Annotated in this window: 26 protein-coding genes and 1 pseudogene; 20 read left to right on the top strand and 7 right to left on the bottom strand. The window is 50.4% G+C overall.

All coding sequences use genetic code 11. From position 1 onward, the window contains the following. On the top strand, positions 1–68 hold a 68-nt coding region (locus tag ACJHW7_RS23965; RefSeq protein WP_243564466.1), incomplete at its 5' end, for a hypothetical protein. A 39-nt stretch (positions 69–107) separates the two neighbouring features. On the opposite strand, the gene ydcO is transcribed toward ACJHW7_RS23965, so the two are convergent. Further along, positions 108–1,322 carry a BenE family transporter YdcO gene (ydcO, locus tag ACJHW7_RS23960; RefSeq protein WP_001326689.1) on the bottom strand — a complete coding sequence of 405 codons (1,215 nt, stop codon included), beginning with the start codon at positions 1,320–1,322 and terminating at the stop codon, positions 108–110. Positions 1,323–1,374: 52 nt separating this feature from the next. On the opposite strand from ydcO, the gene sutR reads away from it, so the two are divergent. Further along, the gene (gene sutR, locus ACJHW7_RS23955) at positions 1,375–1,911 is read left to right on the top strand and encodes a DNA-binding transcriptional regulator SutR (protein ID WP_000429155.1); all 537 of its coding nucleotides are present in this window, start codon (positions 1,375–1,377) and stop codon (positions 1,909–1,911) included. A gap of 72 nt (positions 1,912–1,983) precedes the next feature. Then, positions 1,984–3,945 (top strand): 23S rRNA 5-hydroxycytidine C2501 synthase, encoded by a 1,962-nt coding sequence (gene rlhA, locus ACJHW7_RS23950; RefSeq protein WP_001307191.1) that lies wholly within the window; start codon positions 1,984–1,986, stop codon positions 3,943–3,945. A 91-nt stretch (positions 3,946–4,036) separates the two neighbouring features. Here rlhA and ACJHW7_RS23945 read toward each other — a convergent pair whose 3' ends face one another. Next, positions 4,037–4,267 (bottom strand): YncJ family protein, encoded by a 231-nt coding sequence (locus ACJHW7_RS23945; RefSeq protein ID WP_000494244.1) that lies wholly within the window; start codon positions 4,265–4,267, stop codon positions 4,037–4,039. Between the two features lie 221 nt (positions 4,268–4,488). Between ACJHW7_RS23945 and ACJHW7_RS23940 the strand changes: the two are divergent. The 8 genes and pseudogenes from ACJHW7_RS23940 to patD all read left to right on the top strand — a co-directional run bounded on the left by ACJHW7_RS23940 (position 4,489) and on the right by patD (position 12,183). Further along, positions 4,489–4,643, top strand: a pseudogene (locus tag ACJHW7_RS23940) (mRNA interferase). Between the two features lie 45 nt (positions 4,644–4,688). Further along, a complete protein-coding gene (gene hicB / locus ACJHW7_RS23935) occupies positions 4,689–5,105 on the top strand; it encodes a type II toxin-antitoxin system antitoxin HicB (RefSeq protein WP_001270286.1) in 417 nt (138 codons plus the stop codon). Between the two features lie 78 nt (positions 5,106–5,183). Beyond that, entirely contained in the window at positions 5,184–6,590 is a 1,407-nt protein-coding gene (locus ACJHW7_RS23930) for a PLP-dependent aminotransferase family protein (protein ID WP_000760615.1), read from the top strand. Positions 6,591–6,834: 244 nt separating this feature from the next. After that, on the top strand, positions 6,835–7,980 hold the full coding sequence (gene ydcS, locus ACJHW7_RS23925) for a putative ABC transporter substrate-binding protein YdcS (RefSeq protein ID WP_040234707.1): 1,146 nt from the start codon (positions 6,835–6,837) through the stop codon (positions 7,978–7,980). Positions 7,981–7,997: 17 nt separating this feature from the next. Further along, positions 7,998–9,011, top strand: coding sequence for an ABC transporter ATP-binding protein (locus ACJHW7_RS23920; RefSeq protein WP_000220411.1), 1,014 nt, complete (start codon positions 7,998–8,000; stop codon positions 9,009–9,011). After that, positions 9,012–9,953, top strand: coding sequence for an ABC transporter permease (locus tag ACJHW7_RS23915; protein ID WP_001251315.1), 942 nt, complete (start codon positions 9,012–9,014; stop codon positions 9,951–9,953). Then, a complete protein-coding gene (locus ACJHW7_RS23910; RefSeq protein ID WP_000555481.1) occupies positions 9,943–10,737 on the top strand; it encodes an ABC transporter permease in 795 nt (264 codons plus the stop codon). The genes ACJHW7_RS23915 and ACJHW7_RS23910 overlap by 11 nt, the downstream gene beginning before the upstream one ends. A gap of 21 nt (positions 10,738–10,758) precedes the next feature. Then, complete coding sequence (gene patD / locus ACJHW7_RS23905; protein ID WP_001163892.1) at positions 10,759–12,183, top strand: aminobutyraldehyde dehydrogenase; 1,425 nt, start codon at positions 10,759–10,761, stop codon at positions 12,181–12,183. Between the two features lie 96 nt (positions 12,184–12,279). On the opposite strand, the gene yncL is transcribed toward patD, so the two are convergent. Beyond that, positions 12,280–12,375, bottom strand: coding sequence for a stress response membrane protein YncL (gene yncL / locus ACJHW7_RS23900; RefSeq protein ID WP_001303494.1), 96 nt, complete (start codon positions 12,373–12,375; stop codon positions 12,280–12,282). A gap of 194 nt (positions 12,376–12,569) precedes the next feature. On the opposite strand from yncL, the gene ortT reads away from it, so the two are divergent. Further along, positions 12,570–12,743, top strand: coding sequence for an orphan toxin OrtT (gene ortT / locus ACJHW7_RS23895; protein WP_000061178.1), 174 nt, complete (start codon positions 12,570–12,572; stop codon positions 12,741–12,743). An 85-nt stretch (positions 12,744–12,828) separates the two neighbouring features. Beyond that, positions 12,829–13,062, top strand: coding sequence for a DUF2526 family protein YdcY (ydcY, locus tag ACJHW7_RS23890; protein WP_000018633.1), 234 nt, complete (start codon positions 12,829–12,831; stop codon positions 13,060–13,062). Here ydcY and ACJHW7_RS23885 read toward each other — a convergent pair whose 3' ends face one another. Both ACJHW7_RS23885 and ACJHW7_RS23880 read right to left on the bottom strand, forming a co-directional pair. Then, on the bottom strand, positions 13,063–13,512 hold the full coding sequence (locus tag ACJHW7_RS23885) for a DMT family transporter (RefSeq protein WP_021556785.1): 450 nt from the start codon (positions 13,510–13,512) through the stop codon (positions 13,063–13,065). Beyond that, positions 13,509–14,027, bottom strand: coding sequence for a GNAT family N-acetyltransferase (locus ACJHW7_RS23880; protein ID WP_000027563.1), 519 nt, complete (start codon positions 14,025–14,027; stop codon positions 13,509–13,511). The genes ACJHW7_RS23885 and ACJHW7_RS23880 overlap by 4 nt, the downstream gene beginning before the upstream one ends. 180 nt (positions 14,028–14,207) lie before the next feature. Between ACJHW7_RS23880 and curA the strand changes: the two genes are divergently transcribed. After that, positions 14,208–15,245 (top strand): NADPH-dependent curcumin/dihydrocurcumin reductase, encoded by a 1,038-nt coding sequence (gene curA / locus ACJHW7_RS23875; RefSeq protein ID WP_021556786.1) that lies wholly within the window; start codon positions 14,208–14,210, stop codon positions 15,243–15,245. A gap of 197 nt (positions 15,246–15,442) precedes the next feature. Further along, on the top strand, positions 15,443–16,108 hold the full coding sequence (gene mcbR / locus ACJHW7_RS23870; RefSeq protein ID WP_021556787.1) for a colanic acid/biofilm transcriptional regulator McbR: 666 nt from the start codon (positions 15,443–15,445) through the stop codon (positions 16,106–16,108). Positions 16,109–16,143: 35 nt separating this feature from the next. Here the strand turns inward: mcbR and pqqU are convergent, their stop codons facing one another. Continuing rightward, a complete protein-coding gene (gene pqqU / locus ACJHW7_RS23865) occupies positions 16,144–18,246 on the bottom strand; it encodes a TonB-dependent receptor PqqU (RefSeq protein ID WP_021556788.1) in 2,103 nt (700 codons plus the stop codon). Positions 18,247–18,487: 241 nt separating this feature from the next. Between pqqU and ACJHW7_RS23860 the strand changes: the two genes are divergently transcribed. Then, positions 18,488–19,549 carry a YncE family protein gene (locus ACJHW7_RS23860; protein WP_021556789.1) on the top strand — a complete coding sequence of 354 codons (1,062 nt, stop codon included), beginning with the start codon at positions 18,488–18,490 and terminating at the stop codon, positions 19,547–19,549. Positions 19,550–19,661: 112 nt separating this feature from the next. On the opposite strand, the gene ansP is transcribed toward ACJHW7_RS23860, so the two are convergent. Continuing rightward, positions 19,662–21,161: an L-asparagine permease gene (ansP, locus tag ACJHW7_RS23855; RefSeq protein WP_001300590.1), complete on the bottom strand. Its 1,500-nt coding sequence runs from the start codon at positions 21,159–21,161 to the stop codon at positions 19,662–19,664. A gap of 266 nt (positions 21,162–21,427) precedes the next feature. Between ansP and ACJHW7_RS23850 the strand changes: the two genes are divergently transcribed. From ACJHW7_RS23850 to ACJHW7_RS23835, 4 genes are all read left to right on the top strand, one after another. Further along, positions 21,428–22,045 (top strand): glutathione S-transferase family protein, encoded by a 618-nt coding sequence (locus ACJHW7_RS23850; RefSeq protein WP_021556790.1) that lies wholly within the window; start codon positions 21,428–21,430, stop codon positions 22,043–22,045. A gap of 66 nt (positions 22,046–22,111) precedes the next feature. Further along, entirely contained in the window at positions 22,112–22,333 is a 222-nt protein-coding gene (locus ACJHW7_RS23845; protein WP_032154043.1) for a YncH family protein, read from the top strand. 820 nt (positions 22,334–23,153) lie between these two features. Next, on the top strand, positions 23,154–25,262 hold the full coding sequence (locus ACJHW7_RS23840) for a type VI secretion system tip protein VgrG (protein ID WP_021556791.1): 2,109 nt from the start codon (positions 23,154–23,156) through the stop codon (positions 25,260–25,262). Positions 25,263–25,329: 67 nt separating this feature from the next. After that, a partial coding sequence (locus ACJHW7_RS23835) for a DUF6531 domain-containing protein (RefSeq protein WP_175172346.1) occupies positions 25,330–25,596 on the top strand: 267 nt, incomplete at its 3' end.

The raw sequence follows: 25,596 nt of genomic DNA, 5'->3' as shown, positions 1-25,596 counted from the left end.
GAGAGATGGTGCAGTCAGGCCGCCCGTTGAAGCAGGAACCCACCGAAATGATTCAGGCGACAGCCTGAACGTAGCAGGGATCCACGTCCTTCAGGGCGTGGAGGATGTCAATATCGGTTTCTGTCAGCGATTAAATTCAACACCACGTAACAAACGCCTCCGGCAATTAATCCCCAGAACGCAGAACCAATCCCGACCAGCGTCAATCCACTTGCCGTTACCAGAAATGCCACCACCGCCGCGTCGCGCTCACGCTCATTATGCAGCGCCTGATACAAACTGCCGCCAATGGTACTCAACAGCGCCAGACCTGCCAGCATCTGGATCCAACTTACGGGCAGGGCAGCCATCATCCCGGTAATGGCACTACCAAACAGACCTGCGAGCAAATAGAAAATGCCTGCAACGGCAGCTGCCAGCCAACGTTGATCTTTATCCGGATGCGCTTCCGGGCTTTGGCAAATAGCCGCGGTGATTGCCGCAATACCGACGGAATAAACGCCGAAAGGGGAAAAAACCAGTGCCAGCAATCCAGTAAATACAATTAATGGCGAAACAGGAGCCGAATATCCAGCTGCTTTCATTGCTGCGATACCCGGTGCGTTTTGCGATGCCATCGTCACCAGAAAAAGGGGGAGTGCAACGCTCAGGCTGTGAGCAAACGAAAAATCAGGGGTAATATAAGTGGGGAGAACGGGTTTAAAGACAACATCAGTTGTGACAACGTCACCTTGCGCGATGACGATCACGATCCCAATAATCATCGCGGCAATTACCGCATAGCGCGGCGCAACGGCCTTGGTTGCCAGCCATACCAGCAACATACTTCCACACAACGTAAATTGACCGTCCAGACTGGCAAACGCCTGTAAACCAAAGCGTAATAAAATCCCGGCAAGCATTGCCGCCGCAAGCGAGTGCGGAATAATGCGCATCAGACGAGCAAAGAGTCCCGTTATGCCGCAGAGGACTATTAACGCGTTGGTGACAATAAAAACGCCGATGGCTTCGTTAAGTGTTAGTCCCTGCAATCCGGTGACCAACAAAGCCGCGCCAGGCGTTGACCATGCGGTGAGAACAGGTACGCGATACCATAATGTCAGAGTCAGCGTACTGACGCCCATTGCCAGCCCCAGCGCCGTCATCCAGCCAGAGATTTGTGCAGTGGTGGCTCCGGCGACAATCGCTGCTTGCCAGATTATTGCCGCTGAACTGGCGTAGCCAATTAATACCGCCAGAAACCCCGCCAGTAGCGTGGGTGGAGGAATAGAAAACAGACGCATAGTCACCTCGTGCGTTATAGCGTACAGGCACCGTAGCATTTGTCCGTTATAACGCACAAGTGATAAACTTCCGTTTTGCCGGAGGAGTCGCATGGAAAATCTCGCTCGCTTTTTATCCACCACACTTAAACAACTACGCCAGCAGCGCGGCTGGAGTCTTTCGCGACTGGCAGAAGCGACGGGCGTTTCTAAAGCAATGTTAGGGCAGATTGAGCGTAATGAGTCCAGTCCGACGGTCGCGACATTATGGAAAATTGCCACCGGGTTGAACGTACCATTTTCAACATTTATTTCTCCGCCGCAGTCCGCTACGCCTTCAGTTTATGATCCACAACAGCAGGCGATGGTGATCACTTCGCTGTTTCCTTATGATCCACAACTCTGCTTCGAACACTTCTCGATTCAGATGGCATCTGGTGCAATAAGCGAATCGACGCCCCATGAGAAGGGGGTAATCGAACATGTCGTCGTCATTGATGGACAACTTGATCTGTGCGTTGATGGGGAATGGCAGACCCTTAATTGTGGGGAAGGCGTTCGATTTGCTGCAGACGTCACGCATATCTATCGTAATGGTGGGGAGCAAACCGTACATTTTCATTCCCTCATCCATTACCCGCGCAGTTAAGCGGGAAAACTATTTCGCAACGTCGCGCTTGTGGCTAAAATAGCCGCCATTTTTCAGCTACTGGATAAGAATGTGACCGTATCTTCTCATCGACTTGAACTGTTAAGCCCGGCACGCGATGCCGCCATTGCCCGCGAAGCTATTTTGCACGGTGCCGATGCTGTTTATATCGGCGGCCCTGGTTTTGGTGCCCGTCATAATGCCAGTAATAGCCTGAAAGATATTGCCGAGCTGGTGCCGTTTGCCCATCGTTATGGTGCAAAAATTTTCGTCACGCTTAACACCATTTTGCATGATGATGAGCTGGAACCCGCGCAACGGCTGATTACTGACCTCTACCAGACCGGTGTCGATGCGCTGATTGTTCAGGATATGGGGATTCTGGAACTTGATATTCCGCCGATTGAACTGCACGCCAGTACGCAGTGCGACATTCGTACAGTTGAAAAAGCGAAGTTCCTCTCTGATGTTGGCTTCACGCAGATTGTGCTGGCGCGAGAGCTGAATCTTGAGCAGATCCGCGCGATTCACCAGGCCACGGACGCGACCATTGAATTCTTTATTCATGGGGCACTGTGCGTGGCCTATTCGGGTCAGTGCTACATTTCTCATGCGCAAACAGGGCGTAGCGCCAACCGTGGTGATTGCTCGCAGGCGTGCCGTTTGCCATACACATTGAAAGACGATCAGGGGCGGGTGGTTTCCTATGAAAAACATCTGCTGTCGATGAAAGATAACGATCAGACTGCCAACCTCGGCGCGCTGATTGATGCTGGCGTACGCTCCTTCAAGATTGAAGGGCGTTACAAAGATATGAGCTACGTGAAGAATATCACCGCCCATTATCGCCAGATGCTTGATGCCATTATTGAAGAACGTGGCGATCTGGCGCGCGCTTCATCAGGTCGTACTGAACATTTCTTTGTTCCATCGACGGAAAAGACTTTCCACCGTGGTAGCACAGATTATTTTGTGAATGCCCGTAAAGGCGATATTGGCGCGTTCGATTCGCCGAAATTTATCGGCCTGCCGGTAGGCGAAGTATTGAAAGTGGCGAAAGATCATCTCGATGTTGCCGTCACCGAGCCACTGGCAAATGGTGATGGCCTGAACGTGATGATTAAACGTGAAGTCGTCGGTTTTCGTGCCAATACGGTCGAGAAAACCGGAGAAAATCAGTACCGCGTCTGGCCCAATGAAATGCCAGCAGATTTGCACAAAATTCGTCCACATCACCCACTAAACCGTAATCTTGATCATAACTGGCAGCAGGCACTGACAAAAACCTCCAGCGAACGTCGGGTGGCGGTAGACATTGAACTGGGCGGCTGGCAGGAACAACTGATTCTGACCCTCACCAGTGAAGAGGGTGTCAGCATCACGCATACGCTGGACGGGCAGTTCGACGAAGCCAATAACGCCGAAAAAGCAATGAACAATCTGAAGGATGGTCTGGCAAAACTGGGGCAAACCCTCTATTACGCCCGCGATGTGCAAATTAATTTGCCGGGGGCGCTGTTTGTACCAAACAGTCTGTTAAACCAGTTCCGCCGTGAAGCTGCTGACATGCTGGATGCTGCGCGTCTTGCCAGTTACCAGCGCGGCAGCCGTAAACCGGTTGCTGATCCTGCGCCGGTTTATCCGCAAACGCATCTGAGTTTCCTCGCGAACGTATACAACCAGAAAGCGCGTGAATTTTATCATCGCTATGGTGTGCAGCTGATTGACGCGGCGTATGAAGCACATGAAGAGAAGGGCGAAGTCCCGGTGATGATCACCAAGCATTGTCTGCGCTTTGCCTTTAATCTGTGCCCGAAACAGGCGAAAGGCAATATCAAAAGCTGGAAGGCGACGCCAATGCAACTGGTTAACGGCGATGAAGTATTAACGCTAAAGTTTGATTGCCGCCCATGCGAGATGCACGTCATTGGCAAAATCAAAAATCACATACTGAAAATGCCGTTACCGGGAAGCGTAGTGGCATCCGTAAGTCCGGATGAGCTGCTGAAAACATTGCCTAAGCGAAAAGGGTAAAACGCCAGTTTTCTGGTTACTCACAACTCATTGAATCTGCATGATATTGCCTGCCGGGTAAGGCGTCTCGCCGCATCCGGCAACAAATGACTCAACGTTGTCCCGCTTCTGGTTTGCGCGATTTTTGCCAGTAAAAATGCTCGCGCAAACCTTCCGCCGACTCTTCCGCCACAGCACGCAATTCATCGCTGTCCGCTTCATGACGCAGCTGATGATCCACATTCTTTACCCACACAAATTCATGTCCTTTGTGCCCTGCCATGAGTTGTCCTGAGAACAGCGCACACGTTAATAAGACAACCGATAACGCCTTCGTAAACATCCTGCCACCTTTTTCTTACCTTTTGCCGCTATGATGCCGATCGTTTCTTGAGGTTATTATTCAGTTTTGCAAATTAGCGCAAAGAAATTCTGGAATCTTCCTTCCTGATTTTGCATGGCATTCTGCCGTTGCGGCGATTTAGTGCTATTTTCGAGCAAATTACACACGGAGGTAAACAATAATGTTTACTTTGTTGATATACTCAGCGGCAGGGAGGCGATGTGAAACAAAGCGAGTTCAGACGTTGGCTCGAATCTCAGGGCGTCGATGTAGCGAATGGCCGCAACCATTTGAAACTCAGGTTTCATGGGAGGCGCAGTGTCATGCCGCGTCACTCCTGCGTAAAGCAATCCTGAAACAACTCGGTTTGAGTTAATCGCCAATTAAAAAGGTTAATGACATGCGAGAGACAGTCGAAATTATGCGTTATCCCGTCACTCTTACACCCGCGCCGGAAGGCGGTTATATGGTTTCTTTTGTGGATATCCCTGAAGCGTTGACGCAGGGCGAAACTGTCGCTGAAGCGATGGAAGCGGCAAAAGATGCTTTACTGACCGCATTTGATTTTTATTTTGAAGATAACGAGCTTATCCCGTTACCTTCGCCATTAAATAGTCATGATCACTTTATTGAAGTACCTTTGAGCGTCGCCTCTAAGGTATTGCTGTTAAATGCTTTTTTACAGTCAGAAATCACTCAGCAAGAGTTAGCCAGGCGAATTGGCAAACCTAAACAGGAGATTACTCGCCTATTTAACTTGCACCATGCGACAAAAATCGACGCCGTCCAGCTTGCGGCAAAGGCGCTTGGCAAAGAGTTATCGCTGGTGATGGTTTAATTACAGTTAACGAAAAGTTGTCATTTTTAACAACTGATATAGACTGCCGAATCATCTGCACATAATTACGATTCGATAATGAAAAAATACCAGCAGCTTGCAGAACAATTACGCGAGCAGATTGCGTCGGGTATCTGGCAACCCGGCGATCGTTTGCCTTCGTTGCGTGACCAGGTGGCGCTTTCAGGCATGAGCTTTATGACTGTCAGCCATGCCTATCAGTTGCTCGAAAGTCAGGGATATATTATCGCACGACCGCAGTCGGGTTATTACGTTGCGCCACAGGCAATAAAAATGCCGAAAGCGCCAGTCATTCCAGTCACTCGAGATGAAGCAGTCGATATCAACACTTATATTTTTGATATGTTGCAGGCCAGTCGCGATCCGTCGGTCGTTCCGTTTGCCTCGGCCTTTCCCGACCCGCGACTTTTCCCCCTCCAACAACTAAACCGCTCGCTGGCGCAGGTAAGCAAAACCGCCACGGCGATGAGCGTGATTGAAAACTTACCGCCAGGAAACGCAGAACTGCGTCAGGCTATTGCTCGTCGCTATGCCTTACAGGGCATCACCATTTCTCCTGATGAAATTGTCATTACTGCCGGGGCGTTAGAGGCATTAAACCTCAGTTTGCAAGCGGTAACTGAACCGGGCGATTGGGTGATAGTAGAGAATCCTTGTTTCTACGGTGCGTTGCAGGCGCTGGAGCGGCTACGGCTGAAGGCGTTATCGGTGGCGACGGATGTTAAAGAAGGGATCGATCTTCAGGCGCTGGAACTGGCGTTGCAGGATTATCCGGTGAAAGCGTGCTGGCTGATGACTAATAGCCAGAACCCACTCGGATTTACCTTAACGCCGCAAAAAAAAGCACAACTGGTGGCGTTACTCAATCAGTACAACGTAACGCTGATTGAAGATGACGTTTACAGCGAACTTTATTTTGGACGGGAAAAACCGCTGCCTGCGAAAGCGTGGGATCGCCACGATGGCGTTTTGCATTGCTCTTCGTTTTCGAAATGTCTGGTGCCTGGTTTTCGTATTGGTTGGGTCGCCGCCGGAAAACATGCACGTAAAATTCAACGCTTGCAGTTGATGAGTACGCTTTCCACCAGCTCACCGATGCAACTTGCGCTGGTGGATTACCTTTCCACGCGCCGATACGACGCCCATCTTCGTCGCCTGCGTCGCCAGCTTGCGGAACGTAAACAACGTGCCTGGCAGGCACTGCTGCGTTATCTGCCTGCGGAAGTTAAAATTCATCATAGTGACAGCGGTTATTTTCTCTGGCTGGAGCTCCCCGAGCCGTTAGATGCCGGCGAATTAAGCCTGGCGGCACTGACGCATCATATCAGTATTGCGCCGGGTAAAATGTTTTCTACCGGTGAAAACTGGTCACGTTTTTTTCGTTTTAATACCGCGTGGCAGTGGGGAGAACGTGAAGAACAGGCGGTAAAACAATTAGGCAAACTTATTCAAGAACGGCTGTAATAGCGTTTAATTTAATTCCTCTTAGATTGGGTAATATGAATTTCGAATAGCAGTCATATTTCCTAACCCCTTGTCTATACTCCAGAAGATAACCTTACAGACGGCATAATGCGCGGTAGCTCACAACCTGATTAAATTTTCTCAGGGGCGAAGGTGTGCCTGCAAGCCGCCGTCTATGGTTAAACAAGGAGATATTTTTACGGCACGGCGGCTGAACAATTAATTACGACAGGAGTAAGACCTTATGAGCAAGACATTTGCCCGCAGCAGCCTGTGTGCGCTCACCATGACAATAATGACCGCTCACGCCGCCGAACCACCTACCAATTTAGATAAACCGGAAGGGCGACTGGATATTATCGCCTGGCCGGGATACATCGAACGCGGACAAACTGATAAACAATACGACTGGGTAACGCAATTTGAAAAAGAGACAGGCTGCGCGGTGAATGTGAAAACCGCCGCGACTTCCGATGAAATGGTCAGTCTGATGACCAAAGGGGGTTACGATCTGGTTACGGCATCCGGCGATGCCTCGCTGCGTTTGATTATGGGCAAACGCGTGCAGCCGATTAATACCGCCTTGATTCCCAACTGGAAAACGCTCGATCCGCGCGTGGTTAAAGGCGACTGGTTTAATGTTGGCGGCAAAGTTTACGGCACACCTTACCAATGGGGGCCGAACCTGCTGATGTACAACACTAAAACCTTCCCGACGCCGCCGGATAACTGGCAAGTGGTTTTTGTTGAGCAAAATCTGCCGGACGGCAAGAGCAATAAAGGCCGCGTTCAGGCTTATGATGGCCCTATCTACATTGCGGACGCTGCGTTGTTCGTTAAAGCCACTCAGCCGCAGTTGGGCATCAGCGATCCGTATCAACTAACCGAAGAACAGTACCAGGCGGTGCTGAAAGTGCTGCGCGCTCAACACAGTTTGATCCATCGCTACTGGCATGACACTACCGTGCAAATGAGCGATTTCAAAAACGAGGGTGTGGTTGCTTCCAGTGCCTGGCCCTATCAGGCCAACGCCCTGAAAGCCGAAGGCCAGCCTGTTGCTACCGTTTTCCCGAAGGAGGGTGTTACCGGTTGGGCTGATACCACCATGCTGCATAGCGAAGCGAAACATCCGGTTTGCGCCTACAAATGGATGAACTGGTCATTAACGCCAAAAGTGCAGGGCGATGTGGCGGCCTGGTTTGGCTCGTTACCGGTAGTGCCGGAAGGGTGTAAAGCCAGTCCGTTATTAGGCGAAAAAGGTTGTGAAACCAACGGTTTTAACTATTTCGACAAAATCGCCTTCTGGAAAACGCCTATAGCAGAAGGGGGCAAGTTTGTTCCCTACAGTCGCTGGACGCAGGATTACATTGCCATTATGGGCGGTCGCTAACTTCGCTGGGGTGCTTTATGACGTACGCAGTGGAGTTTGACAACGTCTCGCGGTTGTACGGTGACGTGCGCGCAGTAGATGGCGTCAGTATTGCGATAAAAGATGGTGAGTTCTTCTCTATGCTGGGGCCGTCCGGCTCCGGCAAAACCACCTGCCTGCGCCTGATTGCTGGCTTCGAACAGCTTTCCGGCGGGGCTATCTCTATCTTTGGTAAACCCGCCAGCAATCTGCCACCGTGGGAGCGGGACGTGAATACTGTCTTTCAGGACTACGCGCTATTTCCGCATATGTCGATTCTTGACAATGTCGCCTATGGGCTGATGGTCAAAGGCGTGAATAAAAAGCAGCGGCACGCAATGGCGCAAGAGGCGCTGGAGAAAGTGGCGTTGGGGTTTGTACAGCAACGTAAACCGTCACAACTTTCTGGTGGTCAGCGCCAGCGGGTTGCTATCGCCAGAGCATTGGTGAATGAACCGCGCGTATTGCTGTTGGATGAACCGCTCGGCGCACTGGATCTCAAATTGCGTGAGCAGATGCAGCTGGAACTGAAAAAACTGCAACAGTCTCTCGGTATCACTTTTATCTTCGTTACCCACGATCAGGGCGAAGCGTTATCGATGTCCGATCGTGTGGCGGTTTTCAATAATGGACGCATTGAGCAGGTCGATTCCCCGCGCGATCTCTATATGCGCCCGCGCACGCCGTTTGTTGCCGGATTCGTCGGGACATCCAACGTTTTTGATGGACTGATGGCAGAGAAACTTTGTGGCATGACGGGAAGCTTCGCCCTGCGACCGGAACATATCCGCCTCAACACCCCTGGTGAACTGCAGGCCAATGGCACGATCCAGGCGGTGCAATATCAGGGCGCGGCAACTCGTTTTGAACTGAAATTGAACGGCGGTGAAAAACTGCTTGTGAGTCAGGCCAATATGACAGGCGAAGAACTGCCTGCCACGCTCACGCCCGGACAACAGGTGATGGTTTCCTGGTCGCGTGATGTGATGGTGCCGCTGGTTGAGGAGAGGTGAATGGCGATGAATGTATTGCAATCACCTTCACGTCCAGGTCTGGGTAAGGTGTCCGGTTTCTTCTGGCGTAATCCGGGGCTGGGGCTGTTTTTACTGCTGCTTGGCCCGCTAATGTGGTTTGGCATTGTCTATTTCGGCTCGCTGCTGACACTGTTATGGCAGGGATTTTATACTTTTGACGATTTCACCATGTCGGTAACGCCGGAACTGACGCTGGCGAATATCCGTGCGCTGTTTAATCCGGCGAATTACGACATCATTCTCCGCACGCTGACTATGGCTGTGGCAGTCACTATCGCCAGCGCCATTCTGGCTTTTCCAATGGCGTGGTATATGGCGCGCTATACCAGCGGGAAAATGAAAGCTTTTTTTTATATTGCGGTAATGTTGCCGATGTGGGCGAGCTACATTGTTAAAGCCTATGCCTGGACGTTATTGCTGGCAAAAGATGGCGTGGCTCAGTGGTTTTTACAACATCTTGGGCTGGAACCACTGCTGACTGCGTTCCTTACATTACCTGCGGTGGGCGGAAATACGCTGTCAACTTCCGGGCTGGGGCGCTTTCTGGTGTTTCTCTATATCTGGTTGCCGTTCATGATCCTGCCCGTTCAGGCGGCGCTTGAGCGTTTGCCGCCGTCATTGTTGCAGGCGTCGGCTGATCTCGGCGCACGTCCACGACAAACCTTTCGCTATGTGGTGCTGCCGCTGGCAATCCCGGGTATTGCCGCTGGCTCTATCTTTACCTTCTCACTCACACTGGGCGATTTTATCGTCCCGCAGCTGGTTGGTCCTCCAGGATATTTTATCGGCAATATGGTTTATTCCCAGCAGGGGGCGATTGGCAATATGCCGATGGCGGCGGCATTCACCCTGGTGCCGATTGTTCTCATCGCACTGTACCTGGCGTTCGTGAAACGTCTGGGAGCGTTCGATGCACTCTGAACGCGCACCGTTTTTCCTCAAACTGGCGGCCTGGGGCGGCGTTGTTTTCCTACATTTTCCCATCCTGATAATCGCCGCCTATGCGTTTAACACTGAAGATGCGGCGTTTAGTTTTCCACCGCAGGGCCTGACGCTGCGCTGGTTTAGCGTGGCAGCACGGCGTAGTGATATTCTTGATGCCGTGACACTGTCACTTAAAGTGGCGGCGCTGGCGACATTAATTGCGCTGGTGTTAGGGACGCTGGCAGCTGCCGCGCTGTGGCGACGAGACTTTTTCGGCAAAAACGCCATTTCGCTGTTACTGCTGCTGCCCATTGCGCTGCCGGGCATTGTCACTGGTCTGGCGCTATTAACCGCTTTTAAAACCATCAATCTGGAGCCGGGATTTTTCACCATCGTGGTCGGTCATGCGACTTTTTGCGTAGTGGTGGTGTTTAACAATGTCATCGCCCGTTTTCGCCGCACCTCGTGGAGTCTGGTTGAGGCGTCAATGGATCTTGGGGCCAATGGCTGGCAAACCTTCCGCTACGTAGTGTTGCCGAATCTCAGTTCGGCGCTACTGGCAGGAGGAATGCTGGCGTTTGCCTTGTCGTTCGATGAAATCATCGTTACGACTTTTACGGCAGGTCATGAACGAACGTTACCGTTGTGGTTGCTCAATCAGCTTGGGCGACCGCGTGATGTACCGGTAACTAACGTGGTGGCACTGCTGGTTATGTTGGTAACAACCTTGCCGATCCTGGGGGCTTGGTGGCTAACCCGCGAAGGCGACAATGGTCAATAACCACTGATACAGGAATATGCTATGCAACATAAGTTACTGATTAACGGAGAACTGGTTAGCGGCGAAGGGGAAAAACAGCCTGTCTATAATCCGGCAACGGGGGACGTTTTACTGGAGATTGCCGAGGCATCCGCAGAGCAGGTCGATGCTGCTGTGCGCGCGGCAGATGCAGCATTTGCCGAATGGGGGCAAACCACGCCGAAAGTGCGTGCGGAATGTCTGCTGAAACTGGCTGATGTTATCGAAGAAAATGGTCAGGTTTTTGCCGAACTGGAGTCCCGTAATTGTGGCAAACCGCTGCATAGTGCGTTCAATGATGAAATCCCGGCGATTGTCGATGTTTTTCGCTTTTTCGCGGGTGCGGCGCGCTGTCTGAATGGTCTGGCGGCAGGTGAATATCTTGAAGGTCATACTTCGATGATCCGTCGCGATCCGTTGGGGGTCGTGGCTTCTATCGCACCGTGGAATTATCCGCTGATGATGGCAGCGTGGAAACTGGCTCCGGCGCTGGCGGCAGGGAACTGCGTAGTGCTTAAACCATCAGAAATTACCCCGCTGACCGCGTTGAAGTTGGCAGAGCTGGCGAAAGATATCTTCCCGGCAGGCGTGATTAACGTACTGTTTGGCAGAGGCAAAACGGTGGGTGATCCGCTGACCGGTCATCCCAAAGTGCGGATGGTGTCGCTGACGGGCTCTATCGCCACCGGCGAGCACATCATCAGCCATACCGCGTCGTCCATTAAGCGTACTCATATGGAACTTGGTGGCAAAGCGCCAGTGATTGTTTTTGATGATGCGGATATTGAAGCAGTGGTCGAAGGTGTACGTACATTTGGCTATTACAATGCTGGACAGGATTGTACTGCGGCTTGTCGGATCTACGCGCAAAAAGGCATTTACGATACGCTGGTGGAAAAACTGGGTGCTGCGGTGGCAACGTTAAAATCTGGTGCGCCGGATGACGAGTCTACGGAGCTTGGACCTTTAAGCTCGCTGGCGCATCTCGAACGCGTCAGCAAGGCAGTAGAAGAGGCGAAAGCGACAGGGCACATCAAAGTGATCACTGGCGGTGAAAAGCGCAAGGGTAATGGCTATTACTATGCGCCGACGCTGCTGGCTGGCGCATTACAGGACGATGCCATCGTGCAAAAAGAGGTATTTGGTCCAGTAGTGAGTGTTACGCCCTTCGACAACGAAGAACAGGTGGTGAACTGGGCGAATGACAGCCAGTACGGACTTGCATCTTCGGTATGGACGAAAGATGTGGGCAGGGCGCATCGCGTCAGCGCACGGCTGCAATATGGTTGTACCTGGGTCAATACCCATTTCATGCTGGTAAGTGAAATGCCGCACGGTGGGCAGAAACTTTCTGGTTACGGCAAGGATATGTCACTTTATGGGCTGGAGGATTACACCGTCGTCCGCCACGTCATGGTTAAACATTAAGGATAATATTGCAGATCGTAAGAGTATGAGATGATCTTGCGTACTGTCAGAGCACTGATTTCTCTGACAGTACGTGCTGCGTGCAAAATCACTACATCAAATAAACCAGCCAAATCTCATAGAGATAAGAGTAAACAAACCAACAGCAGCAAAGACATTTATCAGTACTACAGTTCTACTGGAAACATTCATTTTTGCCACCTTTTATCATTGCCCCTATGTGTATAGTACGGGTTAAGAAAATCCGCAATAATACTCATTCTGAAGATGGATAAGGGCAAGTTGCTGTTTGATGATTTTTTCTCTAACTGGTGAAAAAACTTGATGCACATCAAAAAATGACGCATATTTGCGCGCGTTTTATTCATCTGGCTGGACGCCCGTACATGTCTCTCTATCAACACATGCTTGTTTTTTATGCGGTTATGGCAGCAATCGCATTTCTTATCACCTGGTTTCTTTCTCACGATAAGAAACGCATCCGTTTCTTAAGCGCCTTTCTGGTGGGGGCAACATGGCCGATGAGTTTCCCGGTGGCGCTGTTGTTTTCACTGTTTTAAATCTTACTCACTGGCTTGACGGCACCACGCAGACTTATATCATTTGGATGAATCGATAAATTTCACAAGTGGCTAAGGAGAAAGTATGTCGCATCTGGATGAAGTCATCGCGCGCGTGGATGCCGCGATTGAAGAGAGCGTCATTGCCCATATGAACGAATTATTAATCGCTCTGAGCGATGACGCGGAGTTAAGTCGGGAAGATCGCTACACCCAGCAGCAGCGTTTGCGCACCGCTATTGCTCATCACGGTCGCAAGCATAAAGAAGATATGGAAGCGCGCCATGAACAGTTAACCAAAGGCGGCACCATCCTGTGATTAAAATGAGCGTCTGGCTACCAACCAGGCGCCAACCACAAGTAAAATTGCGCCACAAATTGGGCCGAACAATGTCCGTAGTGGTACGCCATGACTGCGGAAGATATCCAGCACCAGACCGCCAATCAGCTGGCTGGCGACCAGTACTGCAATAGTTGTCGCCGCTCCCACATTCTGATATCCGCTGATACTGGCAAAGACAAAAAACGATCCCAGCAAGCCGGGTATAAGTGTCCACCAGCGCACGCTGGACACCAGTTCGCCAAACCCCGCCATACCTTGTTTAAACCATAAAATAGAAACAAAGAGCACAATCCCCACCAGTGAGTTCAGCAACATGGCGATGAGAATGGTAGAGGAGGTCTGGGTGATGCGCACCATCAGCGTGTTCTGGACTACCAGACCAATTCCGGCGGCAATCAAAAAGGCAAGGGTGAGCGACTGATTCATCCAATCGCGTCCGGTTCAGTGCGTTCGTCGAGTTGCAACTGCATAAATGTCAGATCCAGCCAGCGCCCAAATTTAGTGCCCACCTGCGGCATTTGTGCGGTGACGACAAATCCCAGCGACTGGTGCAGATGCAGCGAGGCCTGATTTTGCGATTCGATCCCGGCGACCATGACATGCTTCCCGCAATCTCGCGCTTCATCAATCAATCGGCTTAACAATTTACGCCCCAGACCTTTGCCCTGATGATCGGGATGGACATAAACCGAATGTTCCACGGTATGGCGAAAACCATCGAAACTACGCCAGTCGCCAAATGAGGCATATCCCGTCACTACGCCATCTTCTTCACTTACCAGCACCGGATAACCTGCTATGGTCCGCGCTTCAAACCAGGCAATGCGGTTATCTGCATCCACCGTTTGGTCATTCCAGATAGCCGCCGTATACAACACGGCGTGGTTATAAATTTCCGCAATGGCAGCACAGTCGGCTTTGCGGGCAAAACGGATGGACATGTCTGGCCTCAATAAAATAATGATGATGATGTTATCAATACTATCGAAAACAGCCCGAAGCAACGGATTCCTCGATGAAATTATTGCGTGTTGCAGAGGGGGTGTGACGGCTGCAAACAAAACCAATCCTGCGAGCCTGCTACTATTGATGGATTCATGCCAAAAGCACAGGAGAGCATTATGGGGCAACAAAAGCAGCGTAATCGACGTTGGGTTCTGGCCTCGCGTCCACATGGCGTACCGGTTCCGGAGAATTTCCGTCTTGAAGAAGATGATGTCGCCACACCGGGTGAAGGACAGGTGTTACTGCGCACAGTTTATTTGTCCCTGGACCCGTATATGCGTGGACGTATGAGCGATGAGCCATCTTATTCACCGCCGGTTGATATTGGCGGCGTGATGGTCGGCGGTACGGTGAGCCGTGTCGTGGAGTCGAATCATCCTGATTATCAGTCTGGCGACTGGGTGCTGGGCTACAGTGGATGGCAAGACTATGACATATCCAGTGGTGATGATCTGGTGAAACTTGGCGATCATCCGCAAAATCCATCGTGGTCGCTGGGTGTGCTAGGGATGCCAGGCTTTACCGCTTATATGGGCCTACTGGATATCGGTCAGCCTAAAGAGGGCGAAACGTTGGTGGTAGCTGCGGCGACAGGACCAGTGGGGGCGACGGTGGGGCAAATCGGCAAACTTAAAGGTTGCAGAGTGGTGGGGGTAGCCGGTGGCGCGGAAAAATGCCGCCATGCTACCGAGGTGTTAGGCTTCGATGTTTGTCTTGATCACCACGCGGATGATTTTGCCGAACAACTGGCGAAAGCGTGCCCAAAAGGTATTGATATCTATTATGAAAACGTGGGCGGTAAGGTATTCGATGCGGTGCTACCGTTACTTAATACATCTGCGCGCATTCCCGTCTGCGGATTAGTGAGCAGCTATAACGCTACAGAGCTACCACCCGGTCCGGATCGTTTACCTCTGTTGATGGCTACAGTGCTGAAAAAACGTATTCGCTTGCAAGGTTTTATTATCGCTCAGGATTATGGTCACCGCATCCATGAGTTTCAGAGGGAGATGGGGCAATGGGTGAAAGAGGATAAAATCCACTACCGCGAAGAAATTACTGACGGTTTAGAGAATGCGCCACAGACGTTTATCGGCCTGCTGAAGGGTAAAAACTTCGGCAAAGTGGTGATCCGCGTGGCGGGTGATGATTAAAGTTTCAACGGCGGCGTAAGCCGCCATAAAAATCCAGGCAAAAAGCTTATTTTCAGCTTTAATTAACTAACCACATCATTGTTCTGCTGCTAATAACAACAAAGGTGAGTGGTTTATGATTATTCACTTTAATACACTAGGTGAACTCCTTCTGCCATGCAGGCAGGGTTGGACAGAAAACACGCGAAGGAATTAAAATGCCTGGAACGGGAAAAATGAAACATGTCAGTTTGACTCTGCAGGTTGAGAACGACCTGAAACATCAGCTTAGTATTGGCGCACTAAAACCTGGCGCACGCCTGATTACTAAAAATCTGGCGGAGCAATTAGGTATGAGTATTACACCTGTGCGTGAAGCATTATTACGTCTGGTTTCGGTGAATGCGCTTTCTGTCGCACCAGCGCAAGCATTTACAGTTCCGGAAGTGGGGAAACGTCAATTAGACGAAATCAATCGGATCCGCTACGAACTGGAATTAATGGCAGTTGCTCTGGCTGTTGAACACCTCACCCCCCAAGACCTGGCGGAACTCCAGGAATTGCTCGAGAAATTACAGCAGGCGCAAGAAAAGGGCGACATGGAACAAATCATTAATGTAAACAGGCTATTTCGCTTAGCGATTTATCATCGCTCAAATATGCCCATCCTGTGTGAGATGATTGAACAACTGTGGGTCAGGATGGGACCTGGTTTACATTATCTCTATGAAGAGATTAATCCAGCGGAATTACGGGAGCGTATAGAAAACTATCGTCTATTACTCGCCGCGTTAAAAGCAAAAGACAAAGAGGGATGCAAACATTGTCTTGCTGAAATTATGCAACAAAATATTGCTATTTTATACCAGCAATACAATCGTTAAAGTAAATGCCCGGAAAATACCGGGCATCAAGGTAATTACTCAAATCTCAACGCAATATTCACGCCGACACCATAATTTCGTCCGGGCGCAGGTTCGTAATATCGCCCGTTTGACTCATTGACAATGACAGAACCAACGTATTCTTTATCGAATAAATTATCGACACGACCAAATAAATCCACAGTTAAATTGTGGTAATTGTATTTATACCCGGTGAATAAGCCGACGAGAGTATAAGACGGCGCTTTTGCCGTATTTTCATCATCTGCCATAATATCGCCCATATAACGCGCTTCCGTGCCTGCATACCAACCATCTTCCGGTACATAACCTATCGACGCAAAGCCCATATTACGGGCGATCCCTGGCATCCGATTACCGTTACAATCCTGTTCGTTGCAAACATTGCTGCGATAGGTCGCATCAAGCCAGGTCCAGGACGCGTTTACGCGAAAATCTCCCGCGAAACGTTGATCCCATGCCAGTTCAACGCCTTGACGACGGGTCTTTCCGGCATTTTTGTAAGTCGTACGCCCACCGCTACTGCTATCGACAACAATTTCATCATCGGTGTCGGTCTGGAACAATGCGAGACTAAGCAGCCCATCACCAATACGCGTTTTACTGCCGATCTCAATTGTATCGTTGGTGGATGGTTTTAAACCAAAGTTCATACCGCTTTGCCCATCAGCACGATAAGACAGCTCATTAACCGTCGGCGTTTCAAAACCACGCCCGGCTGCCAGATAGATATTCCAGGCATCGGTCATTGCATATTTTAGCGATCCGGCAGGTAGCCATTTGTGATAACTGGCATCACCGCTGTCATCGCCGTTACCCGGAGTAACGTAATGGTCGTTGGAATCAAACCACACGGAGCTGTAGCGCACGCCAGCATCCAGCGACAGTTTTTCGCTCAGCTGCCACTGCGTCTGTAAATAGGGATCGATGTTCCACATCAGATTGCGTTCGTCGCGACGCAACTCACCTTTTTGCCCGTACTCCGGCATGCCGCTATTCAGGCGGAAGTTATTGTAGCCCTTGCGGTTTTCACTCATGTTTTCGTAGTTCAGGCCGGTAGTGAACGTGACCGGAACGCCCAGTTCACCACGGTGTGTCCAGCGGCTGTCTATTCCCTGGTAATGGCGTTGCAGGGTAATCACGCCGCCCGCATGTGACGGGTTAAGTTGTGGTGCCATGGGTATTGACTGATACTGGGTCGTTTCTCGCTCTCCGGCATACATCATCACACTCATATCATCCCGCGAACTCAGGCTACGTTCATAGCGCAACCCAGCCTGAGTTTGCTTGATGGTTTTTCGCGTGTCGTACTGTTCTGCACGAGGCGCTTGTTGTGGATTCGCCTTCCATTCTGCTTTGGTTAGCCCACCAGGGTCATCTGCTTTGATATCCACACTATTGAAAATCAGGCTTAATTTGCTGGCTTCATCAATGCGTACGCCCAGTTTGGCATTGGCTAAATTTTTCTGTGCGCCACTATGGTCACGATAGCCGTGGGTCGTAAAACGCGTGGTTGAGACGGTGTAATCGACATCGCCGGGCTGTGTGCCGTCTCCCGTTGCGCCCGTTGCTTTCAGCCCATAGCGCCAGCTGCCAAAACTGCCGTAGTAACTACTGGCTTCAATGGTTGGTGGCTGTTGTCCGGTCTGGGTGGTGACATTCATTACACCGCCAGACGCGTTGCCATACAGGGCAGAGAAGGGGCCACGCAGCACTTCCACATTTTGCACACTGCTTAAATCGATGTTGGATGTTTGCCCTTGCCCGTCGGGCATGGTGGCGGGAATACCGTCCACATACAGGCGAATACCGCGAATTCCGTAAGTGGAACGGGAGCCAAATCCGCGAATCGACAGCTGTAAATCTTGCGCATAGTTCTGCCGGTTTTGTACCTGCAAACCAGGCACGCCGGTCAGTGATTCGGACAAGTTAATGCGCGGTGTTGCCAGGCGCATCTCCTCGCCATCCACCACGCTTACTGCTGCAGGGGTATCCAGTTCTGAAACCACCTGCGGCGCGGCACTGACAATCATGGTCTGTTCATCAGCGGCAAAAACAACGGGGGAAAGGACAAGCAGTGCGGGCAAAACGGTCTGTCGGACGGAAAAAATCTTCATGAAAAAAGCCAGGTTAAGAATGGGAAAACGCCGTCATGGTAATGAAATTGTAAATTTATGGAAAATGAAACGGCACAATACGTTAAGTAATTGAGAAAATTGTAGTCGTAACGGCAAGAAATGCTCCACATTTGAGAAAATAATGATTACCATTCCCATTTATAACAAGAGCGTAACGATGATTACGCTTAGCGAAGCATTGTGAAGCAGCAAAAATATCGGTTCATCAAAGGGAGTCGTCATGCATTTACGTCATCTGTTTTCATTGCGCCTGCGTGGTTCATTACTGTTAGGTTCATTGCTTGTTGCTTCATCATTCAGTACGCAGGCCGCAGAAGAAATGCTGCGTAAAGCGGTAGGTAAAGGTGCCTACGAAATGGCTTATAGCCAGCAAGAAAACGCGCTGTGGCTCGCCACTTCGCAAAGCCGCAAACTGGATAAAGGTGGCGTGGTTTATCGTCTTGATCCGGTCACTCTGGAAGTGACGCAGGCGATCCATAACGATCTCAAGCCGTTTGGTGCCACCATCAATAACACGACTCAGACGTTGTGGTTTGGTAACACCGTAAACAGCGCGGTCACGGCGATAGATGCCAAAACGGGCGAAGTGAAAGGCCGTCTGGTGCTGGATGATCGTAAGCGCACGGAAGAGGTGCGCCCGCTGCAACCGCGTGAGCTGGTAGCTGATGATGCCACGAACACCGTTTACATCAGTGGTATTGGTAAAGAGAGCGTGATTTGGGTCGTTGATGGCGAGAATATCAAACTGAAAACCGCCATCCAGAACACCGGTAAAATGAGTACCGGTCTGGCGCTGGATAGCAAAGGCAAACGTCTTTACACCACTAACGCTGACGGCGAATTGATTACCATCGACACCGCCGACAATAAAATCCTCAGCCGTAAAAAGCTGCTGGATGACGGCAAAGAGCACTTCTTTATCAACATTAGCCTTGATACCGCCAGGCAGCGTGCATTTATCACCGATTCTAAAGCCGCAGAAGTGTTAGTGGTCGATACCCGTAATGGCAATATTCTGGCGAAGGTTGCGGCACCGGAATCACTGGCTGTACTGTTTAACTCAGCGCGTAATGAAGCCTACGTAACGCATCGTCAGGCAGGTAAAGTCAGTGTGATTGACGCGAAAAGCTATAAAGTGGTGAAAACGTTCGATACGCCGACTCATCCAAACAGCCTGGCGCTGTCTGCCGATGGCAAAACGCTGTATGTCAGTGTGAAACAAAAATCCACTAAACAGCAGGAAGCTACCCAGCCAGACGATGTGATTCGTATTGCGCTGTAATAGACATGGCGAGGGTGATAACGGAGAGACTTGCCTGACTTTGATCACGCCGTATCCGGCACCTTCGTCAGTAATTTGAAGTTGCCCGGCACGTAGCCGGGCAACTTTGCAATTAACTCGCCGTTTCAGGCTTAAACACAATTTCCTGTTTTTCTTCATCTTCCTCGACGACTGGCGCAGTGCTGTGAATTTCGGCAACGCGTTTGCGCACACCAAACCAGCCTATAACCAGCAGAATACCGATAATCGGCAGCGCCGCGATAGTATAAGTCCCGTTCGGGTAATCGAACGCCATCAGCACAAGGACACTCAGTAAAAACAGTAATGTCAGCCAGGAAGTGAAGGGCGCGCCAGGCAGTTTAAAACTGACATCCGCTGCTTTGCCTTCTTTAATCGCTTTACGCAGGCGCATCTGGCACACGATGATAAACGCCCATGAAGCGATGATTCCCAGCGACGCGAAGTTCAACACAATCTCAAATACGCGCGACGGCACCAGATAGTTGAGGAATACGCCGACGACATACACAACCAGTGTCGCCAGAATCCCGGCATACGGTACATGCTGACGACTCATTTTCGCCATAAAACTCGGTGCGGAACCGCCCATCGCCATTGAGCGCAGAATACGTCCGGTGCAGTACAGACCTGAATTCAGGCTGGAGAGGGCAGCGGTCAGCACCACAATGTTCATAATGCTGCCGATATATGGCACACCCAGTTTAGAGAAAAACGTCACGAACGGACTTTGCCCCGCCTGATACGCGCTCCACGGCAATAACATAACCAGCAACACCACGGAGCCGACGTAAAACAGGCCAATACGCCAAATCACACTGTTAATCGCTTTAGGCACCATGGTCTGCGGATCTTTACATTCTCCGGCAGCTGTACCCACCATTTCAATGGAGGCAAAAGCAAACACTACGCCCTGAATCAACACCAGCGCAGGCAGCAAACCGTGGGGGAAGAAGCCGCCATTATCGGTGATTAAATGAAAGCCAGTGGTGTTGCCATCCAGCGGCTGACCACTACCGAGGAACACTGTACCCACGACCAAAAAGGTCACAATGGCGAGCACTTTAATAAGCGCAAACCAGAACTCCATCTCCGCAAACCATTTCACACCGATCATATTCATGGTGCCAACGATGGTAAGTGCAGCGAGCGCAAAGACCCACTGCGGCACGCCGCCAAACGCACCCCAGTAATGCATATACAGAGCGACGGCGGTAATATCAACAATCCCCGTCATCGCCCAGTTGATGAAGTACATCCAGCCAGCAACATAAGCGGCTTTCTCACCCAAAAACTCACGGGCATAAGAGACAAAACTGCCACTGGAAGGGCGGTGTAGCACCAGCTCACCCAATGCACGCAGAATAAAAAACGAAAACAAGCCACAAATTAAATAAACCAGTGCCAGTGCTGGACCCGCCATTTGCAGTCGGGCTCCTGCACCTAAAAACAAGCCGGTGCCAATCGCGCCGCCAATGGCGATCATCTGTACCTGGCGATTGCCCATCGCTTTGTGATACCCCTCTTCGTGGGCATTAAGCCAGCGGCGTTTCGCGGCGTGTTGATCTGAAGTGTCGGTGTCGTGTTTACTCATTGCTCTCCCTGATTGCTTTAATGAAAAAGTCATATAAGTTGCCATGAACAATGTTTATTCATCCTGGCGATGATAGTTATCACCATTATTCTTTATGGGTATAAAACTATCGGCGCAGCATCCTACCCGTTATCGATAAACGATGCAAAACATCCCCTTACAATCCTGAAGGGGATTAATACAACTGACGAAAAAATGACAAATCCTTTTGCTGGTTAACCTGTGTACTGTCCTACACTTAATCTTTAAAAGATTGTGAGGGGCATATGATTAAGGTGTATGGCGTACCCGGATGGGGCTCTACAATCAGTGAGCTGATGCTAACACTGGCTGATATTCCTTATCAGTTCGTTGATGTCAGTGGTTTTGACCACGAGGGAGCTTCACGCGAGTTATTGAAAACCCTGAACCCGTTGTGTCAGGTTCCGACACTGGCATTGGAAAATGACGAGATTATGACGGAGACAGCGGCGATTGCATTGATGGTTCTCGATCGTCGCCCGGACCTTGCGCCACCGGTTGGGCGCGCCGAACGTCAGCAGTTTCAACGGCTATTGGTCTGGCTGGTTGCTAATGTCTATCCAACATTCACTTTCGCCGATTACCCTGAGCGTTGGGCTCCTGACGCACCCGAACAGTTAAAGAAGAATGTTATTGAATATCGTAAATCGCTTTATATCTGGCTGAATTCACAATTGACCGCTGAACCTTATGCGTTTGGTGAGCAACTAACGCTGGTGGACTGTTATCTTTGCACTATGCGCACATGGGGGCCTGGGCATGAATGGTTTCAGGATAATGCCACGAATATCAGTGCGATTGCTGATGCTGTATGTCAGTTACCAACGTTACAAGAAATACTAAAAAGGAATGAAATTATTTGAGTGGGATACCAGAAGATTATGTTATTTATTATTCAGTAACTTTATCCACAATGATGGGCGTAATTAATTAAATTCACGTTATGTTTTTTAATTTATATCACTCTCCCTTTCATTCAGCGTGTCTATTTCATTTCCTCTGAAAAGAAACTAACTATTCACATTGTGCAGATGTTTCACTTGTTATCACAGGTATTCTATAATCTCAAAATTTTTTTAATGATGGATATGCTCGGAGTTGGAGATGCAATTAATATTAATACAAATAAAAATATCCGGCAGGTATGCTAAAAGGATAAATGGCGTTCTCTGTATTTATTCGCAATTATCTGTAGGACAAATATGGAGAGCTTGATGAGTCAGAGCTAAAACAGCAATTGATTAATAAACATGTTGATTTATTCAAGAAAATGGATGTATTTTAAATATTGATTCTTAATATAACCTAATCAATAGATTATCACGTGAGAGCTGCACATTATTGGAGGGGCAGGGGAAAACACCATTTTGGGAACAATGAATCAGGTACTCTTACCACTGAAGCAAGATCATCCGGGCACCAGGTGGTGGTGCAGTGCTTTGGAAATGGTCCCCTCGGGGGAGTTGTCATTATTTTCTATGCTATTTGCTTATGATATTCATCAGGTGAATTTAATAAATTCCTAATTTGAAATATCCACTATTAAGCCAGTGTTTAACGACGTTAAGATGGCAATGTGCAGATCATGTTATCAGGGTGGGGCGGTAGCGTATATTCCTTATACAAATCATCATTCATTTCAATGATTGTTATTAAATTATTTATTGTTGTGAATAAAAAGACATTATGAATATTGGTTTGACTTTGCATATCGGGTTTTTTATTACTCGCTGTAATGTACGAGCCTGTCGTGAATAACGTCGAGAACCCATCCGTTGCGTTTGTGATTATTTTGTTGACTAAACAGACACCCGTTTCTCTGAAGTAAAATCCCAGACTAAATCATCACATAACCATGACATTTTTCTGATATTCCCCGGTAACGCCAGATGTCGACTCGCTTATCTCATCCGCCCGACATGTTGTACATGCAATATGTGCGGATTATTATTCATTTTCACGGAGGTTGCTATGTCAACCGGATTACGTTTCACACTTGAAGTGGACGGCCTGCCACCGGATGCTTTTGCGGTGGTTTCCTTTCACCTCTCCCAGTCACTCTCTTCACTTTTTTCCCTCGACCTTTCTCTGGTCAGTCAGCAGTTTCTTTCCCTTGAATTTGCGCAGGTGCTGGACAAAATGGCCTACCTGACGGTATGGCAGGGCGATGACGTACAGCGCCGGGTGAAAGGTATGGTGACCTGGTTTGAACTGGGGGAGAACGACAAAAACCAGATGCTGTACAGCATGAAGGTGTGCCCACCGCTGTGGCGCACAGGGCTGCGCCAGAACTTCCGTATCTTCCAGAATGAGGACATCGAAAGCATCCTCGGCACGATATTGCAGGAAAACGGGGTTACCGAGTGGAGCCCGCTGTTCAGCGAGCCACATCCTTCCCGTGAGTTTTGTGTCCAGTACGGCGAAACCGATTACGATTTCCTGTGCCGGATGGCGGCGGAGGAAGGCATCTTCTTTTATGAGGAGCACGCGCAAAAAAGTATCGACCAGAGCCTGGTCCTGTGCGACACCGTGCGTTATCTGCCGGAGTCCTTTGAGATCCCCTGGAACCCGAACACCCGTACCGAGGTGAGCACCCTATGCATCAGCCAGTTTCGCTACAGCGCACAAATCCGCCCTTCTTCCGTGGTGACCAAAGACTACACCTTTAAACGACCCGGCTGGGCAGGGCGTTTTGATCAGGAAGGCCAGTACCAGGATTACCAGCGCACACAGTATGAAGTGTATGACTACCCCGGACGTTTCAAGGGTGCCCACGGGCAGAACTTTGCCCGCTGGCAGATGGATGGCTGGCGAAACAACGCAGAAGTGGCGCGCGGAACAAGCCGTTCTCCGGAGATATGGCCGGGACGGCGAATTGCGCTGACGGGGCATCCGCAGGCGAACCTGAACCGGGAATGGCAGGTGGTGGCAAGTGAACTGCACGGCGAGCAGCCGCAGGCGGTGCCGGGACGCAGTGGTTCAGGTACCACGCTGAATAACCACTTTGCGGTAATCCCGGCAGACCGGACATGGCGGCCACAGCCGTTGCTGAAACCGATGGTGGACGGCCCGCAGAGCGCCGTCGTGACGGGACCGGCAGGCGAGGAAATCTTCTGTGATGAACATGGCCGCGTGCGGGTGAAATTTAACTGGGACCGCTATAACCCGTCAAACCAGGACAGTTCATGCTGGATCCGTGTGGCACAGGCGTGGGCAGGCACCGGCTTTGGCAACCTGGCGATACCGCGTGTGGGTCAGGAGGTGATTGTGGACTTCCTCAACGGCGATCCGGACCAGCCGATTATTATGGGGCGTACCTACCACCAGGAAAACCGCACCCCCGGCAGCCTGCCGGGGACGAAGACGCAGATGACCATTCGTTCGAAAACCTATAAGGGCAGCGGGTTTAATGAACTGAAGTTTGACGATGCGACAGGGAAAGAACAGGTCTACATCCACGCGCAGAAGAACATGAACACCGAGGTGCTGAATAACCGCACCACGGATGTGATAAACAACCATGCTGAAACCATTGGCAACAATCAGATGATTGCGGTTACCAACAATCAGATACAGACGGTGGGTGTTAACCAGATAGAGACGGTGGGCAGTAACCAGATAATTAAAGTGGGTTCTGTTCAGGTGGAAACGATTGGACTTGTTCGTGCGCTGACCGTGGGCGTGGCGTATCAGACGACGGTAGGTGGCATTATGAACACCTCGGTGGCGCTGATGCAGTCCTCGCAGGTGGGGGTAAATAAATCGCTGCTTGTGGGGAAAGGATATGACGTTAAAGTCGGAAATAACGTCACCTTCACCGTGGGTAAAACGAAGAAGGATGATACCGGACAGACAGCGATTTACTCTGCCGGGGAGCATCTGGAGCTCTGCTGTGGTAAGGCAAGGCTGGTGCTGACGAAGGACGGACAAATTTTTCTCAACGGCACAAAAATTCATTTGCAGGGTAAGGAGCAGGTTAATGGTGACTCACTGTTGATTAACTTGAACTGTGCAGCCTCGAAATCCCCACCGAAGACACCTGATGAAAAGCAGGATACGCCGGATATGAGAGAGTACTGATCCCGTACCTGTTCGGTATTCAGTAACAAACCAGCATTAAAAATAAACAGAAGAAGGAATTTGAATCATGAGCGGAAAACCAGCGGCACGCCAGGGAGATATGACCCAGTACGGCGGTCCGATAGTCCAGGGGTCAGCGGGGGTACTGATAGGCGCGCCGACCGGTGTGGCGTGCTCGGTGTGTCCGGGCGGTATCACCTATTCTAACCCGGTAAACCCGCTACTGGGGGCGAAGGTGCTGCCCGGCGAGACGGACCTTGCGCTGCCCGGCCCGCTGCCGTTCATTCTCTCCCGCACCTACAGCAGCTACCGGACGAAGACGCCTGCACCGGTG

This window comes from Escherichia sp. WS1152 (genome assembly GCF_046487665.1).
GTDB lineage: Bacteria > Pseudomonadota > Gammaproteobacteria > Enterobacterales > Enterobacteriaceae > Escherichia > Escherichia coli.
The sequence above is the reverse complement of the archived record's forward strand: the minus strand, read 5'-3'. Positions and strand labels throughout refer to the sequence as shown.

Bases quoted from the DNA above. Each gene is read 5' to 3' on its own strand.
- ydcO (WP_001326689.1), bottom strand. From the start codon at position 1,322: ATGCTACGGTGCCTGTACGCTATAACGCACGAGGTGACTATGCGTCTG.
- sutR (WP_000429155.1), top strand. From the start codon at position 1,375: ATGGAAAATCTCGCTCGCTTTTTATCCACCACACTTAAACAACTACGC.
- ACJHW7_RS23945 (WP_000494244.1), bottom strand. From the start codon at position 4,267: ATGTTTACGAAGGCGTTATCGGTTGTCTTATTAACGTGTGCGCTGTTC.
- hicB (WP_001270286.1), top strand. From the start codon at position 4,689: ATGCGTTATCCCGTCACTCTTACACCCGCGCCGGAAGGCGGTTATATG.
- ACJHW7_RS23930 (WP_000760615.1), top strand. From the start codon at position 5,184: ATGAAAAAATACCAGCAGCTTGCAGAACAATTACGCGAGCAGATTGCG.
- ydcS (WP_040234707.1), top strand. From the start codon at position 6,835: ATGAGCAAGACATTTGCCCGCAGCAGCCTGTGTGCGCTCACCATGACA.
- ACJHW7_RS23920 (WP_000220411.1), top strand. From the start codon at position 7,998: ATGACGTACGCAGTGGAGTTTGACAACGTCTCGCGGTTGTACGGTGAC.
- ACJHW7_RS23915 (WP_001251315.1), top strand. From the start codon at position 9,012: ATGGCGATGAATGTATTGCAATCACCTTCACGTCCAGGTCTGGGTAAG.
- ACJHW7_RS23910 (WP_000555481.1), top strand. From the start codon at position 9,943: ATGCACTCTGAACGCGCACCGTTTTTCCTCAAACTGGCGGCCTGGGGC.
- patD (WP_001163892.1), top strand. From the start codon at position 10,759: ATGCAACATAAGTTACTGATTAACGGAGAACTGGTTAGCGGCGAAGGG.
- yncL (WP_001303494.1), bottom strand. From the start codon at position 12,375: ATGAATGTTTCCAGTAGAACTGTAGTACTGATAAATGTCTTTGCTGCT.
- ortT (WP_000061178.1), top strand. From the start codon at position 12,570: ATGTCTCTCTATCAACACATGCTTGTTTTTTATGCGGTTATGGCAGCA.
- ydcY (WP_000018633.1), top strand. From the start codon at position 12,829: ATGTCGCATCTGGATGAAGTCATCGCGCGCGTGGATGCCGCGATTGAA.
- ACJHW7_RS23885 (WP_021556785.1), bottom strand. From the start codon at position 13,512: ATGAATCAGTCGCTCACCCTTGCCTTTTTGATTGCCGCCGGAATTGGT.
- ACJHW7_RS23880 (WP_000027563.1), bottom strand. From the start codon at position 14,027: ATGTCCATCCGTTTTGCCCGCAAAGCCGACTGTGCTGCCATTGCGGAA.
- curA (WP_021556786.1), top strand. From the start codon at position 14,208: ATGGGGCAACAAAAGCAGCGTAATCGACGTTGGGTTCTGGCCTCGCGT.
- mcbR (WP_021556787.1), top strand. From the start codon at position 15,443: ATGCCTGGAACGGGAAAAATGAAACATGTCAGTTTGACTCTGCAGGTT.
- pqqU (WP_021556788.1), bottom strand. From the start codon at position 18,246: ATGAAGATTTTTTCCGTCCGACAGACCGTTTTGCCCGCACTGCTTGTC.
- ACJHW7_RS23860 (WP_021556789.1), top strand. From the start codon at position 18,488: ATGCATTTACGTCATCTGTTTTCATTGCGCCTGCGTGGTTCATTACTG.
- ansP (WP_001300590.1), bottom strand. From the start codon at position 21,161: ATGAGTAAACACGACACCGACACTTCAGATCAACACGCCGCGAAACGC.
- ACJHW7_RS23850 (WP_021556790.1), top strand. From the start codon at position 21,428: ATGATTAAGGTGTATGGCGTACCCGGATGGGGCTCTACAATCAGTGAG.
- ACJHW7_RS23840 (WP_021556791.1), top strand. From the start codon at position 23,154: ATGTCAACCGGATTACGTTTCACACTTGAAGTGGACGGCCTGCCACCG.